The sequence below is a fragment of the Ralstonia sp. A12 genome, assembly GCF_000801955.1.
Taxonomy (GTDB): domain Bacteria; phylum Pseudomonadota; class Gammaproteobacteria; order Burkholderiales; family Burkholderiaceae; genus Ralstonia.
In genome coordinates this window covers 68,814-84,526 of sequence record NZ_JSZO01000001.1, presented here as the reverse complement: position 1 = coordinate 84,526, position 15,713 = coordinate 68,814, and the positions used below count along the sequence as shown (strand labels likewise).

Annotated in this window: 15 protein-coding genes; 4 read left to right on the top strand and 11 right to left on the bottom strand. The window is 65.6% G+C overall.

The genetic code is table 11. From position 1 onward, the window contains the following. Positions 1-21 precede the first annotated feature (21 nt). Positions 22-1,233 (top strand): M20 aminoacylase family protein, encoded by a 1,212-nt coding sequence (locus tag PI87_RS00380; RefSeq protein WP_039595711.1) that lies wholly within the window; start codon positions 22-24, stop codon positions 1,231-1,233. 22 nt (positions 1,234-1,255) lie between these two features. Continuing rightward, positions 1,256-2,734 carry an amidase gene (locus tag PI87_RS00375; RefSeq protein WP_442965449.1) on the top strand — a complete coding sequence of 493 codons (1,479 nt, stop codon included), beginning with the start codon at positions 1,256-1,258 and terminating at the stop codon, positions 2,732-2,734. Here the strand turns inward: PI87_RS00375 and PI87_RS00370 are convergent, their stop codons facing one another. The 4 genes from PI87_RS00370 to PI87_RS00355 form a co-directional block, all read right to left on the bottom strand. After that, positions 2,735-3,856 (bottom strand): dihydrolipoamide acetyltransferase family protein, encoded by a 1,122-nt coding sequence (locus tag PI87_RS00370; protein WP_039595709.1) that lies wholly within the window; start codon positions 3,854-3,856, stop codon positions 2,735-2,737. It abuts the gene before it with no gap. A 3-nt stretch (positions 3,857-3,859) separates the two neighbouring features. Then, positions 3,860-4,840 carry an alpha-ketoacid dehydrogenase subunit beta gene (locus PI87_RS00365; protein WP_039595708.1) on the bottom strand — a complete coding sequence of 327 codons (981 nt, stop codon included), beginning with the start codon at positions 4,838-4,840 and terminating at the stop codon, positions 3,860-3,862. Further along, a complete protein-coding gene (gene pdhA / locus PI87_RS00360; protein WP_039595707.1) occupies positions 4,833-5,918 on the bottom strand; it encodes a pyruvate dehydrogenase (acetyl-transferring) E1 component subunit alpha in 1,086 nt (361 codons plus the stop codon). The genes PI87_RS00365 and pdhA overlap by 8 nt, the downstream gene beginning before the upstream one ends. Before the next feature lie 158 nt (positions 5,919-6,076). Further along, entirely contained in the window at positions 6,077-6,739 is a 663-nt protein-coding gene (locus PI87_RS00355; RefSeq protein WP_039595706.1) for a glutathione S-transferase family protein, read from the bottom strand. Positions 6,740-6,995: 256 nt separating this feature from the next. On the opposite strand from PI87_RS00355, the gene PI87_RS00350 reads away from it, so the two are divergent. After that, positions 6,996-8,321 (top strand): polyhydroxyalkanoate depolymerase, encoded by a 1,326-nt coding sequence (locus PI87_RS00350; protein WP_039595705.1) that lies wholly within the window; start codon positions 6,996-6,998, stop codon positions 8,319-8,321. Here PI87_RS00350 and PI87_RS00345 read toward each other — a convergent pair. After that, a complete protein-coding gene (locus tag PI87_RS00345; RefSeq protein ID WP_084209857.1) occupies positions 8,292-9,200 on the bottom strand; it encodes a LysR substrate-binding domain-containing protein in 909 nt (302 codons plus the stop codon). The two genes, PI87_RS00350 and PI87_RS00345, sit on opposite strands and share 30 nt — an antisense overlap. Before the next feature lie 143 nt (positions 9,201-9,343). Here PI87_RS00345 and PI87_RS00340 point away from each other — a divergent pair, with 143 nt between their 5' ends. Continuing rightward, complete coding sequence (locus PI87_RS00340) at positions 9,344-10,042, top strand: FMN-dependent NADH-azoreductase (RefSeq protein ID WP_039595704.1); 699 nt, start codon at positions 9,344-9,346, stop codon at positions 10,040-10,042. Here the strand turns inward: PI87_RS00340 and PI87_RS00335 are convergent. Genes PI87_RS00335 through PI87_RS00310 form a run of 6 tightly spaced genes read right to left on the bottom strand, consistent with a single transcriptional unit; the run spans position 10,039 to position 15,706 of the window. Then, the gene (locus tag PI87_RS00335; RefSeq protein WP_039595703.1) at positions 10,039-10,887 is read right to left on the bottom strand and encodes a phosphodiesterase; all 849 of its coding nucleotides are present in this window, start codon (positions 10,885-10,887) and stop codon (positions 10,039-10,041) included. The two genes, PI87_RS00340 and PI87_RS00335, sit on opposite strands and share 4 nt — an antisense overlap. Next, the gene (locus PI87_RS00330; protein ID WP_039595702.1) at positions 10,887-11,948 is read right to left on the bottom strand and encodes an ABC transporter ATP-binding protein; all 1,062 of its coding nucleotides are present in this window, start codon (positions 11,946-11,948) and stop codon (positions 10,887-10,889) included. Before PI87_RS00330 ends, PI87_RS00335 begins: the two co-directional genes overlap by 1 nt. Further along, positions 11,948-12,742, bottom strand: a complete 795-nt coding sequence (locus PI87_RS00325; RefSeq protein WP_039595701.1) for an ABC transporter permease — start codon at positions 12,740-12,742, stop codon at positions 11,948-11,950. The genes PI87_RS00330 and PI87_RS00325 overlap by 1 nt, the downstream gene beginning before the upstream one ends. After that, positions 12,739-13,590, bottom strand: coding sequence for an ABC transporter permease (locus PI87_RS00320; protein ID WP_039595700.1), 852 nt, complete (start codon positions 13,588-13,590; stop codon positions 12,739-12,741). Before PI87_RS00320 ends, PI87_RS00325 begins: the two co-directional genes overlap by 4 nt. 2 nt (positions 13,591-13,592) lie before the next feature. Next, positions 13,593-14,624: an ABC transporter substrate-binding protein gene (locus PI87_RS00315; RefSeq protein ID WP_039595699.1), complete on the bottom strand. Its 1,032-nt coding sequence runs from the start codon at positions 14,622-14,624 to the stop codon at positions 13,593-13,595. After that, positions 14,621-15,706, bottom strand: a complete 1,086-nt coding sequence (locus PI87_RS00310) for a LacI family DNA-binding transcriptional regulator (RefSeq protein ID WP_039595698.1) — start codon at positions 15,704-15,706, stop codon at positions 14,621-14,623. Before PI87_RS00310 ends, PI87_RS00315 begins: the two co-directional genes overlap by 4 nt. Positions 15,707-15,713: the final 7 nt, after the last annotated feature.

The following is a 15,713-nucleotide window of genomic DNA, read 5'->3' as shown; positions in this document are numbered from 1 at the left end:
ATTCCAGCCAGGAGCCCCGACATGACCAAAGCGCCTACGCTCACGCCCTTCCAGTTGCTGCCGCATTTGCTGCCCCCTGTTCACATCGACGCAGAAACCTTCGTCAACATCCGTCGCCAGATCCACGCCCAACCCGAACTTGGCTTCGAGGTGGGCGCCACGAGCACGCTGGTGGCCGACCTGCTGAAAAGCTGGGGCTACGAGGTACACACCGGCATTGGCAAAAGCGGCGTGGTGGGCCAGTTGAAGCTCGGCAATGGCACGCGTCGGCTCGGCATTCGCGCTGACATGGATGCACTGCCGATCATCGAAGCAACCGGCCTGCCTTATGCCAGCCGCAACCACGGCAAGATGCACGCGTGCGGCCACGACGGGCACACCGCCATCCTGCTGGCAGCCGCCAAGGCGCTGGCCGACAGCCGCAACTTTGACGGCACGCTCAACCTGATCTTCCAGCCGGACGAGGAAAACCTCTGCGGCGCGCGCGCCATGATCGAAGATGGGTTGTTCAAGCGCTTCCCGTGCGATGCGGTGTTCGCCCTGCACAACATGCCGGGTGTGGCGGCGGGCAGCTTCCGCGTATTGCCGGGGCCGGTCAGCCTGTCTTCCGACGTGGCGGATGTGATCATCAAGGGCGTGGGCGGCCACGGTGCGATGCCGCATCGTGCGAGCGATCCGATCGTGGCGTCTGCGGCGATCGTGACTGCACTGCAAACCGTGGTGGCACGCAATGTGGCGCCGGATGACACCGCGGTGGTGTCGGTCGGGTTCATTCGTGGCGGTATGACGCACAACGTGATTCCTGAGTCGGTCACCATCGGCATCAACGTACGCGCGGCTCGGCCGGAAACGCGCGCCATGGTGGAGATGCGCATTCGCGAGATCGTCAGCCTGACCGCGCAGGCGCATGGCGTGGAGGCACAGATCGACTATCGTCAATTGACCCCACCCATGGTCAACACCCTGGCCGAGACCCAGCTCGCGCAACAGGTCTGCACCGAACTGGTCGGCGCGGACAACGTCGTCATGCAAGCCCCCAAGGGACTCAACGGCAGCGAAGACTTCGCGTGGATGCTCAATGAGGTGCCCGGCTGCTACCTGATTCTCGGCAACGGCGAGGGCGAATTCGGCGGCTGCATGGTCCATAACCCCGGTTACGACTTCAACGACCAGGTGCTGCCGCTGGGCGCAGCGTGCTGGGTGCGACTGGCGCAAACTTACCTGACTGCCTGAACGCCAATCGCAGATGAGAGCCATGCAAAACGCCGCCCTGCCCCTCACAGCAACGCCCCCGACGGCCAACCGCGAGATCGTGCAATGGAGCGCGATCGAACTGTCCAGGCGCATCCACGCGCGGGATGTTTCCTGCGTGGAGGTCATGGAAGCCTTCCTGGCGCAGATCGACCGCCTCAATCCGAAGGTCAACGCCGTGGTGGCACGTGTGGATGCGGCGTGGGCGATTGACCAGGCGCGCGAGCGCGATGTGCTGCTGTCGCAAGGCTTGTCTGGCGGCTGGATGCATGGCTTTCCGCAAGCGCCCAAGGATCTGACGGCGGTTGCCGGCATGGTGACGACGATGGGCAGCCGTGCGTTGGCGCGTAATGTGCCCGCGCGCGACAGCATCATGGCGGAGCGCATACGCCGGCAAGGCACGGTGTTCATCGGCAAGACCAACACGCCCGAGTTCGGCCTGGGCTCGCACACCTACAACCAGGTCTACGGTATTACGCGCAACGCGTGGGACCCGGCGCACTCGGCGGGTGGCAGCAGCGGCGGTACTGCGGTAGCAGTTGCGCTGCAGATGCTGCCGGTGGCGGATGGCAGCGACATGATGGGCTCGCTGCGCAATCCGGCTGCGTGGAACAACATCTACGGCCTGCGCCCCAGCCTCGGCCGCGTGCCGTATGGCCCGACCGGTGACGTGTTCTTCCAGCAACTCGGCACCGAAGGCCCGATGGCGCGCAACCCGCAGGACCTTGCCTGGCTGCTCGCCACGCAAGCAGGCTACGACCCGCGTACGCCGCTTGCATTGCAGGACGATCCAGCAGGCCTCATGCACCCGCTGCACCGCGATTTCCGGCAGGCGCGCATTGGCTGGTTGGGTGATCTTGGCGGCTATCTGGCGGTTGAGCCGGAGGTACTGGCGGTCAATGAGCGCGCGCTGGGCACCTTCCGCAACCTGGGCTGCCACGTGGAAGCGGTGCAACCGTTCTTCCCCATGGATGCGCTGTGGGAGTGCTGGTGCACGCTGCGTTCAATGATCGTGACCGGCAATCTGGGTCAGCTGTACGCCAATGCGACCACGCGCGCGTTGCTCAAGCCCGAAGCCATCTGGGAAGTCGAGCAAGGTCATCGCCGCGGGGTTGTCGACATCAACCGCGCTGCAGCCACGCGCGCAAGTTGGTATCAAGCGTTGCTGGCGCAGTTTGCCAAGTACGATTTCCTGGTCCTGCCGAGCAGCCAGATCGCACCGTTCTCGGCGGAAGAGCATTGGCCCAAGACCGTTGCGGGCCGTGCCATGGATACGTATCACCGTTGGATGGAAGTCGTCATCGGCCCAACGCTTGCAGGTGTGCCGGCGGCGAGCTTGCCGTCGGGCTTCACAGCCAATGGCCTCCCGCTGGGTCTGCAGGTCATTGCGCCGCCGCGCGCTGACTTTGCCTTGTTGCAGCTTGCCGCCGCGTGGCACGAAGCGTTTGCGCCCGCGTGCAGCACATCGCCATTGCTGAGCTGACTACGCGGCCGCTTCCAGATCGGCAATCACCGCGGCAAGGAATCTTGCCGCTTCACCACCGGTCACGACCCGGTGGTCGAACGTGAGGCTCAGCGGCAGGACGCGGTGGACGGCCGGGGCGCCACCGGCCGCAACCACCTGCTCGTGGATGCGCCCTGCGCCCAGAATCGCCACCGTGGGCGGCACGACAATCGGCGCGGCGTACTTGCCCGCGATCATGCCGAAGTTCGATAGCGTGATCGTGTTGCCGCGCAACTCTTCCGGCGGAATCTTGCGCGCCTTGATGTCGGCACGCATGCGATCAAGCCCGGCACGCAGGTCGGCGGCATCCCGATGCGCGACGTTGCGCAGTACGGGCACAAACAACCCGTCCGGCAGATCCACGGCGATACCTACGTCGATCTTTTCCAGCACGTGGCGTCGCCCGGCATTGCCATCAAACCAGGCGTTCAAGCCGGGCACTGCGCGGCAGCCAGCCACCAGCGCGCGGATCAGGCGGATGGTGACGTCGGTGCCTGGCGCCCAGGCGTGAATGTCCGCGTCGTCGATGACGGTGGCGGCGGCGACTTCGTTCTGCGCGCGGGCCATGTTCTGGGCCATCGCACGGCGTACGCCACGTAGCACTTCGGGTGGGCCGAGGTCGGCAAAGGTCTTGGCGGCGCGCTCAACATCTGCGGCGGTGATCACGCCGTCTGGCCCCGATGGCGTGACCATCGACAAGTCCACATCCAGCTTGCGCGCCAGTGCCCGGACGGCGGGCATCGCCTTGATGCCGTTCCCGCCGGCGCCTGCAGCGCCTCGCCCCACCACGGCGGGCGCTTCGTGCACCACGTGCTGCCCTGCCGGCATCTGGCCGACCACGGTGCCGGCATCGGCGTCATCCCCGCCAGCGCCTTCAAAGGCCACCAACGCTGCGCCAAGGTGCACGATATCGCCAGGCTGGCCGAACAGTTTGGCAATGCGGCCTGATTGCGGCGACGGAATCTCCACGATTGCCTTGGCGGTCTCGACGGACACTAGCGGCTGATCTGCCTGGATGGCATCGCCAACCTTGACGTGCCATTCCACGATCTCCGCCTCTTGCAGCCCTTCGCCGAGGTCCGGCAGTTTGAAGACGATCATCGCTTAGACGCCCTCCAGCGTTTTCCTGACCGCCGCGAGAATGCGCTCCACGCTCGGCAGGTAATGGTGTTCGAGCCGGGGCAGCGGCATGACCACGTCATAGCCCGTCACGCGCTGCACGGGCGCCAGTAGTGAATACAAGCCGTGTTCGGCAATGTTGGCGGCAATCTCCGCGCCCACGCCCGATGTGCGCGCGGCCTCGTGCACGATCACGCAGCGGCCCGTCTTGGCCACCGACGCCAGGATCGATTCCATATCCAACGGCTTGAGCGTGGCCACGTCGATCACCTCGGCGGCGATGCCCTCTTCGGCAAGTTTGTCGGCAGTGGCCAAGGTTTCCTGCAACGCACCGCCCCAGCTCACCAGCGTGACGTCAGTGCCGTCGCGCAGCACGAAGCAGGTGTCCAGCGGCAGGGCTTGGCCATCGTCCTGCACCGGTTGCTTGAACACGCGATACAGCCGCGTCGGCTCGAAAAAAATCACCGGGTCCGGATCGCGAATGGCGGCCAGCAACAGTCCATACGCCCGCGCCGGAGACGACGGCACCACCACGCGCAGCCCCGGGATATGCGTGAACAGCGCCTCCGGGCTCTCCGAATGGTGCTCGGGCGCATGGATGCCGCCACCGCTTGGCGCGCGGATCACCATCGGGCACGACAGGCGCCCGCGCGTGCGATGTCGCAGCCGCGCCGCATGGTTGAGGATGTTGTCGATGGCCGGATAGATAAAGCCGCTGAACTGGATTTCGACCACGGGCTTGAGCCCGACGGCCGCCATGCCGATGGCCGTACCGGCCAGCGCGGTTTCCGCCAGCGGACTGTCGAGCACGCGTTGCGGCCCGAAGCGTGCCTGCAAGCCCACCGTGGCGCGGAACACGCCGCCGTTGACGCCAATGTCTTCGCCCAGCAGCACGACGGATGGGTCGTGCTCCAACGCGTGCGCCAGTGCCAGGTTGACGGCTTCGACGAGGTTGACGTCAGCCATGTGTGCCCCCGTTGGAGCCAAATGCCAGCGCCATTGCACGTTGCCATTCGAGCGCGCTCGGCAAGGTCGCGTATAGGTGATCGAACATGGCCGATGGTCCCGGGTGTTGAACGGCCTGGTACGCGGCAACGCCTTCCTCCACCTGCGCATAGCAGGCGCGGCCGAGTTGTTCCTCTTGCGTCTTGTCCCATGCGTTCACGCTGGTCAGGTACTTGCGCAATCGCAGGATCGGCTCGGCCTCCCAGGCTTGCTTGACGATGTCGGAATCGCGGTAGCGCGTGGCGTCGTCGGCGGTGGTGTGGTCGCCCAGGCGGTAGGTCACGGCTTCGATGAGGGTGGGGCCGCCCCCTGCCCTGGCCTTGTCCAGGGCTTTCTGCGCGGCCTGATGCACGGCGATCACATCATTGCCGTCGACCTGCAAGCCCACGATGCCCGCGGCAATGGCCTTTTGCGCGAGGGTCTGCGCGGCTGTCTGGCGGCTGCGCGGCACTGAGATCGCCCACTGGTTGTTGTTGATGACGATCACCAGCGGCGCGTTCCATACGCCGGCGAAGTTCATGCCTTCGTAGAAATCGCCCTTGGAGGTGCCGCCGTCGCCGAGGATCGTGACGGCCACGCGTGGCTCGCCGCGCAACTGGAACGCATATGCTGCGCCGGCCGCATGGCAGACCTGGGTGCCGATCGGCACGTTATTCGGGAAGTCGCCAGGCACCGCGCTGAAGTCGCTGCCGCGCTCGTCGCCGCCCCAGTACAGCAGGCTCTCGGCCATGGTGACGCCGCGCAGCAATTGTGCGGCATGGTCGCGATAGGACGGGAACAGCACGTCGTCTGGCAGCATGACGCTGGCCACACCCACGCCAATCGCCTCTTGCCCCACGGATGAGGCAAACGTGCCGAGCTTGCCTGTGCGTTGCAGCGCAACCGCCTTGGTGTCGAACGCGCGCGTGAGCACCATCGCGCGATACAGCGCGATGAGCGCCTGCGCATCCTGCGCAAACGCCGGGAGCGGCTGGACCGGCTTGCCCTCGCGGTCCAGGTATTGCAGGAAATCAATTTCAAAGCTGCCGACTGTGGTCATGACTGCAGCCCCTCTGTTTTTCTTCTGGTGGTGGGGCGCGTGAGAGCGATGCTGCCCGCGCCTGTTTCCACACTAGACGCTGGGCGACCGAAAACAAGACCCGCCTTTCGGCTGAGTCGCGATCAACGCTTCAGTTACTGCAGTGCAGCGTGCCGCGTTCAGAACTCGACATCCAGTTCGTCGATGTCCTCGGTTTCAAGCTGGGCGGCCTCCATCCATTCACGCACGAATGGGTGCCGGAGCACGGTCGCGCAGTACGCGGCAATGTCCGGATCGAGCTGGACGTCGTATGTCAGGAAGCGTGTGACGACCGGCGTGTACATCGCATCGGCCATGGTGGGCGCCTTGCCGAACAACCAGGGGCCGCCGTAGCGCTGCAGGCATTCGCGCCAGATGGCAACAACACGCTCGATATCGTCCTGCGCGCGTGACCACACCCGGAAGTTCGGAAACTGCGCCCGCAGGTTCATCGGCAGCGCGGATCGCAGCGCGCTGAAGCCGGAATGCATTTCACCGCAGACCGCGCGGCAATGTGCGCGCGCCGCGCGGTCTGCCGGCAGCAGATGCGCTTGCGGACGGATCTCGTTGAGATATTCGGCAATGGCGAGGGTGTCCCACACCTTGATGCCCTCATGCTGCAGGCACGGCACGAGGATGGACGGCGAGAGCAGCAGCAACTCCGCACGCGCGGCCGCATCGTCAACGGGCACGACCACCGTTTCGAACTCGATGCCGGCCAGCCGCGCGAGCAGCCAGCCACGGAACGACCACGACGAATAGTTGCGGCTGCTGATGGTCAGCGTAGTGGTCGTCCGGCTCATGGCGGTCTCCGTAGGTGCCTGCCTGGGCGCGCTTCACCAAATCGGGACGTTCTGCACTGAAACGCCGCATGCGCACCATTGCATGGCGTGGCGCGCGACCCGCGCAAAGCGCATCGCCGTCGCCTGACGCCCCATTTGGCGCGCCGTGCCCGGCAATTTGCAAACACCATGCCAATGTAAACCGGTCTGGCATATGACTTGCCTTGTCCGATGTCTGACCGATACGCCCACGCTGCAGGCTTGCGCCAACGACGTCATGAATTTCCTTGCCTATCCCGCCTACCAGGCACTCACGGAGCTGATGCGGCCGTGGCGAGATGGCGCAGCCGTTGCGCGCGCAACGATTGCAGCCACACCGGCATTGGCTGAGAGCCCGCACGGCCGCTACCTCGATGCCTGCTGCGAGCTGATACAGATGGCCGGCCTGTCGCACCACCGGCCGCCGTTCGGCATCGACACCGTGTGCGTGAGCGGTGAGCCTGTTGAGGTAACCGAAGAGATCGTCTGGAACACACCCTTTGGCGCGTTGCTCCACTTCCGCAAGGCCAGCGGGCCACCGCAGCCACGGGTGCTGATCGTCGCCCCGATGTCCGGGCACTTCGCTACACTGCTGCGCGGCACCGTACGCACCATGCTGGCCGATCACGATGTGTACATCACCGATTGGCACAACCCGCGCGACATCCCGCTCTCTGCAGGCAGCTTTGGCTTTGGCGACTACGTTGGCCACGTCATCGGGTTCCTGCAGCAACTCGGGCCGGACGCCCATGTCGTTGCAATCTGCCAGCCCACCGTGGCTGCGCTGGCTGCCGTGGCACTCATGGCCGAAGACGGCGACCCCGCCCAGCCCGCCAGCATGACGCTGATGGCCGGGCCAATCGATTGCCGCATCAACCCGACCAAGGTCAACGCGTTGGCCAATAGCCGGCCGATCGAGTGGTTCGAGCACAACCTCATCAGCGTGGTGCCGGCGGGCTTCGTCGGGGCGCAGCGGCGCGTGTATCCGGGCTTCGTGCAGTTATGCGCGTTCATGTCGATGAACCTGGATCGGCATGCCGCGTCGTTCTCTGATCTGCACCACGAGCGCGCCAAGGGCGACCCGGCCAAGGCCGAGGCGATCCGCACGTTCTACGAGGAGTATTTCGCCACCACCGACCTGACCGCCGAGTTCTACCTGGAAACCGTGAGCACGGTCTTTCAGCAGTACGCCCTGCCGCTCGGGCAGTTGCGCGTGGGCGGCCGGCGGGTGGAACCGCGCGCCATCCGCCACACGGCCCTGCTGACCATCGAGGGCGAGAAAGACGACATCTGTTCGGTGGGCCAGACTGTGGCCGCGCAGGACTTGTGCAGCGGCCTTCGCCCGTACATGAAGCGGCACCACGTGCAGACCGGCGTAGGACACTACGGCGTGTTCAACGGCCGCAAGTGGGAGACGCAGATCTACCCGATGGTGCGCGCCACCATCCATGACCACGAGCCGCGCGAGCGCAGCATGGCCGGCACCGCGCAAGGCGGCAGCCAGGTCGTCAGCTTGCGCAGTTGGATCGAATCGTCAAAGGCCGCTGGTTCGGGCGAGGCGTAGCCAATCCCATACCGCGCGCACGGCGGCGTCTTCCAGGCGTGCGGCGGGTGCCAGTGCCCAGAAGGCATACCGGCGGATGACGGGCCCCTCGAACGGCTGCACGAGCGTGCCCGCCTCCAGCGCGTCGCGCACCAGCGGCAGGTTCGCCAGGATCACACCCTGCCCTGCCGTAGCGGCCGACATCGCATGCCCATCGTCGGACAGCACGATGCCCGTATCGGTTTTGAGCATGCGCTCGATCCCGGCGGTGCGCGCCCACAGGGGCCAACCGATTGGTTGCGGCAGCGTGCGCTGCCATTCCGAATGGATGAGCGGAACGCGCGCCAGATCATCGTGCGACTGAACGTTCAGACCCGGATGGCAGACCGGCGCATACGCATCGTCAAAGAGGTGTTCTGCGACGAAGCCATGGTTGGCGGCGGGTGCGTCGCCATAGCGCACGGCCAGATCAACGCTGCCGCCCTGCAGATCGACCACCGTGTCGGACGCATGGACGCGCAGGTCCACCTCCGGATGCCGCGTGGCGAAGTCACCAAGCCTGGGGACCAGCCAACGTGCAGCCAACCCCATCGGCGCGGTGAGCGTGACGCGCTGGCGTACCGGTTGTGCCTCAGGCGCACGGATGGCGTCGATGGCCTGCGCAAACGCATCAAAGCCCGTGTTGAGCACCGGATAGAGCCGCTCGCCGGCTTCAGACAGCCGAAGTGCCCGCACCTGACGCTCGAACAGCGTCACGCCCAGTGCATCTTCCAGGCGGCGGATCTGGTGGCTGATGGCGGTGGGCGTGACCGACAACTCGTCGGCAGCACGCCGCATGCTGAGGTGGCGAGCGGTGGCCTCAAAGGCCCGCAGCGCGCTCAGGGGTGGGAGTTTTCGCATGCGCGGATTGTGTCACGGGGGCAATGTCCTCATGGCCTGCATGGATGAATCCAAGTCATCCATGCCGTGCAAAACATGTCGTTTGTCGCAGTGCAGCGTGGTTCGTAGAGTGGCCACAGGTTCACTCACAACGGATTCCCAACATGACCACCCCGACCCGCCTTCTGCACCTCGATTCAAGCGCCCGGCCCGGCAGCTCCGATACGGCACGCCATGGTTCACACACACGCCGGCTTTCCGCACGCTTTGTGCAACGCTGGCTTGAGCGTGAGCCTGATGCACAGATCGTCTATCGCGACGTCGGTGCCGAACCACCTGCACCCGTCGACGGCCGCTGGGTCCATGCTGCGTTCACGCCGCCCGAACAACGTGAACCTTGGATGCACGACCGGCTTGCGCAAAGCGACGCTCTGATCGACGAGCTGCTCGCTGCCGACGTAATCGTGGCCGGTGTGCCGATGTACAACTTCGGCATGCCCGCGCAATTCAAGGCCTATATCGACAACATCGTGCGTGTGGGCCGCACTTTCGGCTTCGACCGCAGCCGCGCAGGTGAGCCCTACTGGCCGCTGCTGGCTGGGATGAACAAGCGCCTCGTCATCCTCAGTTCACGCGGTGATTTCGGCTACGGCCCCGGCCAGCGCATCGCCCACATGAACCACGTGGAAGGCGGCGTTGCCACGGCCTTTGGCTATATCGGCGTCACCGATGTGGCGTCCGCCGCCATTGAATACGACGAATTTGCGGATGAGCGGTTGCGCGCGTCGATTGCATCCGCAGAAGCCGATGTCGATGCGCTGGTCGAGAGCATGACGGCAGACGCCGCTATCGAAACCGCCTAATCGATCAACCGGCCATCCGGCTCGAAGAACGGGTGTGGGCCGTCGAACTCGCCCACATAGGCAAGGTGGCTCACCAGCCCTTGGCCTGGCACCCACGCGTGCACTTTATAGGCAGGCGGTTCCATCACGAAGCCGGGGTCGCCTGCAGGGTCCAGATCCAGCGCCACCTGATGCGCTGGCGATGGGCACGTCGACGCGACCGTGCCCGCAAAGCGCACGTCGATGGAGCGATGCAGATGCCCGCAGATGATGCGCTCGACATTGCTGGCGGCGCGCACGATCTGTGCGAACGGCGGGATGTCGTCTTCGGCCAGCGACTGCACATCCATGTGGCGAATGCCGGTCGCAAACGGCGGATGGTGCATCGCAATCACCGTTGGGCGCTGTGTCTCCTGCGAGAGCGCATCGGCCAGCCAGTCGAGCCGCTCCACGCCCAAGCGGCCGCCCGGGTGGCCGCTATCCAGCGTATCGAGCACGATCAGGCGCACGTCGCCAATGTCGGTCCAGTACTGAAAGGCGTGCGGGTCTTGTGCGGCAGCCGGAATGGGGGCGAGCCAGTCGGCAAAGGCCTCACGCGCGGCATCGCGGGCGTCGTGGTTACCGAGCACCGGCAGCATACGAATGCCCGCGGCATCCAGCGGCGCCAGCACGGCGCGCAGATGCGCGTATTCCTCGGGGGCACCGGCGTCCACCAGGTCGCCGGTCAGTACGATGGCCTCGGGCCGCTCCGGCTGCGCGAGGATATGCGCCACGGTGCGTGCCAGATAGGCGGCGGAATCCACGCGCCGGTAAGCCAGTCGCCCCGGGCGTTTGATATGAAGATCGGTCAGTTGCAGGAAGTGCATCAGGCTTGCAAGGTCAGAAGTCGATCAGCCGGAACATCGAAGCCGACGGCATGGCCCGGCGCAAAATGCTGGCGGCCGGGCACGTCAATGAACAGCGGCGTGGCCGATACTCCCGCCACGCGCACACGGGTGCGGAAACCGAGAAACACCGCCGATTCCACCGTGCCCTTGAGTGCAGCGTGCGCCGGATCGGCCAGCACGGCGTCTTCCGGCCGGAAGAACACCGTATCGCCCTCGCCCGCCAACACGGGGACACGGCCGCCGGCACAGACAAACGCGCCATCCCGCCGCAGGCCGTCGAGCCGGTTCATGATGCCGATGAAATCCGCCACGTGCCGGTTGGCCGGCTGGAAGTAGATTTCGCGTGGCGTGCCGATCTGCGCGATGCGGCCGGCTTCCATGACGACGATGCGATCAGCCAGGGCCATCGCCTCTTCCTGGTCATGCGTCACGTAGATGGTGGTGATGCCGAGGCTGCGCAGCAGGCGGTCCATCTCGGCGCGCACGGATTCGCGCAGCTTGGCATCGAGCGCGGTGAGCGGTTCGTCGAGCAGCAGCACGCGCGGTTCGGGTGCCAGGGCACGGGCCAAGGCCACGCGCTGGCGCTGGCCGCCGGAGAGCTGATCCACGCCCCGGTCCGCGAATTGCGTGAGGTGCATCATTTCCAGCAGCGTGTTCGCGCGGGCGCTGATCTGCGCGTCGGACAAGCCGTTTTGCCGACGCTGGATGCGCAGGCCGTATTCCACGTTGCCGCGCACGCTCAGGTTGGGAAACAGCGCGTAGTTCTGAAACACCATGCCGACGCGGCGGCGCTCGATCGGGCGTGCGGTGACGTCCTCGTCGCCAAAGCACACGGTGCCGCCGGCATCCGGCGCTTCCAGCCCGGCGACGATGCGCAGCGTGGTGGTCTTGCCGCAGCCGGAGGGGCCGAGCAGCACGACGGTCTCGCCTGCGCCGATATCGAGATCGAGCGGGGCCAGCACCTGCTGGCTGCCAAAGTGTTTACCGCAACCGCGCAACTGGATTGGCACGGGTGCGAGGTTAAGGGATTCAGTACGCATCAGGAAGCCTTTCCGTTATTCACACGCAGGCCGCCAAAGCGCTGCATCAGCACCAGTAGCGGCACGATCATGACGAAGAAGATCAGCGTGTAGGCGCTGGCAATCTCCAGGCGCATCGACGCATAGGTGTCGGCCAGGCCGACCGGCAGGGTCTTGGTTTGCGGCGTGTGCAGCATCCAGGTCAGGTTGAATTCACCCACCGAGAGCGTCACCACCGTCAGCGCGCCGGCCAGAATGCCGGGCTGCACGTTGGGCAGCACGATGGTGCGAAAACGTTGCCAGAACGATGCGCCCAGGCTGGCCGCGCCCTCTTCCAGCGTCTTCAGGTTCTGCCCCGCCGCCACAGCCGCGACCGAGCGCACCATGAACGGCAGCGTAAACACCACGTGCCCGACGACGATGAACCACAGGCTCTCGCGAAAGCTGCCGAAGCCGCCGTACGCAACGATCAGCCCCAGCGCCGTCGCCAAGCCCGGCAACGCTACCGGCAGCGTCAGGAATTCTTCGATCAGACGGCTTGTGCGGCTCTGGCGGCGCGCCAGCACATAACCGGCGGGAACGCCCGCCGCGAGCACGATCACCAGCGTGCACAGCGCCACCAGCAGCGACATCCAGATCGACGCCTGATACATGTCCCACACCTGAGCGACCCAGTCCAGCGTCCAACCGCTCTTGAACCCGCGGATGTAGTTGCGCGTCAGGCCCACGGCCATCGACAGCACAACGGGCACGATCAGGAACAGGCAAAGCAGCAGCGTGATCAGCCACTGCGCAACGGACAAGGCGCGCTTCATGCTGCCGCTCCGGTTTGCCCACCACTAGCCGTGCGCGCAATCGCCAGCACCAGCCACGTCACCACGCCCAGTACCACCGACAGCGCCGCCGCCATCGCAATCCCGGCATTGAGCGTGAACTCGGTATAGATCGTCATCGGCAATACGTCGATTTCGGTGGCGAGCGTGAAGGCGGTGCCGAACGCGCCCATCGACGTGGCAAAGCAGATCGCCCCGGAGGCGATAAGCGCGGGCGCCAGCCCCGGCACCAGCACATCACGCGTCACCTGCCACGACGATGCGCCCAGCGAGCGTGCCGCCTCTTCCAGCGAACGGTCGAGCTTTTCCGCCGCCGCCATCACCGTCAGCACCACACGCGGAATCGAGAAATACAGGTAGCCGAGAAACAGCCCGCCGATCGAGTAGGCGAAGACCCATTTCTCACCGGTGAGCGTGCGCGTCAGGTCGCCCAGCAGGCCCTGGCGCCCGGCCAGCAAAATCACCATAAAGCCGACCACCACGCCCGGAAACGCCAGCGGGAACGTCAGCATGGCGGTAATCAACCGCTTGCCCGGCACGTTGTGTCGCACCAGGAACAGCCCGGAAATGGTCGACAGCACCAGCGTGGCCAGCGTGACGGCTGCCGATAGCACCACCGTCGAGACGAGACTACTCAGATAGCGCGGCGTGGTCAGCGCCGCTGTGTAGGTGGCGATCAGGCCCTCGCTGCCGCTCACACGCAGCAGCGCGGCCATCGGCAGCAGCCAGAACGCGCAGAACAGTGCAACGGCCGGTGCCAGCAACGCCACCCGCCACCGTGCGGGCAATACCGCATCGTCTGGCAAGGTGGTTCGGGTGACGGTGCTCATGCTCAGCGAACCTCGTCCAGATAGCGCGTGCCAAATGCCTGCTGACCGGCTGCCATCTTGTTGAAGTCCACGGTCTTCACACGGGCGTATTCGCTGGCCGGCAGGAAGCGCGAGGCGGCTTCCTTGCTCATGGCATTGGCGCGCACCGGGCGCAGGTAGGCGTTGGCCCACAGCGCCTGGCCTTCATCCGACAGCACGAAGTCCAGCACCTTCTTGGCGTTGTCGGCATGCGGCGCGTTGGCGGTCAGGCTCATCACGTACGGCACGGCAATCGAGCCTTCTTGCGGGATCACGAATTCCACGTTGGCGTGATCCTTGTACTTCGCGCGGTAGGCGTTGAAGTCGTAGTCGAGCAGGATGGGAATTTCACCGGCCACGACGCGCGCGTAGGCGGTCTGCTTCGGCACGATCGGCGCGTTCTTCTTCAGTTGCTTGAACCATTCGATGCCCGGGGTGAAGTTGTCCAGCGTGCCGCCCAGCGCCTGGTTGACGGCTACAGCGCCCACATAGCCGACAAAAGCGCTGCTCGGGTCCAGATAGCCGACCATGCCCTTGTACTCGGGCTTGAGCAGGTCTTTCCACGAGCGCGGCACGGGCTTGCCTTCCAGCGCATCCTTGTTGACGAAGAAGCCCAGCGTGCCCGAGTGGATCGAGAAGAAGGCGCCGTCCGGGTCTTTCATGCCTGCGGGAATGTCTTCCCAGTGCTTGGGTTTGTAGTTGGCGACCAAGCCCTTCTCCTTGGCCTGATAGGCGGACGTGATGCCCAGGTAGGCCACGTCGGCCACCGGGTGCGACTTCTCAGCCAGCATCTGCGCGATGGCCTGGCCGGAGTTCTTGTTGTCGAACGGCACGGTAATGCCGGTCTTGTCCTTGATGGCCTTGATCTGGCTGGCCCAGTCAGCCCATTCCGGCGGGCAGTTGTAGCAGATGGCGACCTGCTGACCGGCCGGTTGAGCCTGCACCGGCGCAGCCAGCGCAAACGCGCCAGCAGCCACGAGGCCGCACGCGCGCAGCCATTGAACGAGACGTTTCATCGAGACGCTCCTTGCGTATCAGACGTGAGGGAAGAAGACACAACGGAAAGCGATGTGGGCACAGCCGGCGCCCTGGCCAGCGTGCCGCCATGCAGCAGGCGATGCGGCAGCGTGATCGACGGCACGACCTCCCCGGCGATGCGGCGGGCCAGTGCCTGGGCTGCATCCATACCGATCAGGCGGTGCGGCTGCGCCACGGTGGCCAGCGTGGGCATGAGCCACTGCCCCATTGCCAGGCCGTCGAAGCCGATCACGCTGACGTCTTCCGGCACACGCAGGCCCATCTCGCGCAGCGAGCGGATCGTCAGCAGCGCCAGACGGTCGTTGCTGCAGAAGATGGCGGTCGGGCGTGGCGGCGCCAGCAGGCGTGCCAGCTCCGTGGGCAGCATGGCATCGGCATTGAAGTCGATTTCCACGGGCGGCTGCGGGGCAATGTCGGCGGCCTCCAGCGCTTCGCGGTAGCCCTCGTGGCGCAGCGCGGCACGGTCAGACGCCGACAGCGTGCCCGTGAGCATGCGGATCTGTCTGTGGCCCTGCCCAAGCAAGGCGCGGATGGCATCGCGTGCGGCGGCACGGTTGTCGACCGTCACGCAGCAGCGTGCGGAAATGCGCCCAAGGTCCAACCTGCCAACGGTGTCGTTGTAGACCAGTACGTACGGCACGCGCTCGGCGTCCAGCCGATCGAGCTGCGCGTTCGCGGCAGCATCGGCCACCGTCAGGATCAGGCCGTCGACGCGCTGCTCAAGCATCGTCTCAATGGCGCGGGCTTCGCGCTCGCGGTCGTAGGCGGTGGTCATGAGCATGACGCGCTGACCGGTGGTCGATGCCGCCTCGTCAATGCCCTGCATGCACTCGGCAAACACCGGATTGGCCAGCGACGGCAGCACCACGCCCAGCAGGCCTGTATGCGTTGCCCGCAGTTGGCGGCCCAGCGCGTTGGGGCGGTACTGCAGCGCATCCATGGCGGCCTGCACGCGGGCGAGCGTCTCAGCGCTCACGCGTTCGGGCGTATTGACCGCACGCGACACGGTAGCGATGGAAATGCCAGCCAGCGTTGCCACGTCCTTGATGCTGCTTGCCACAGCGCCC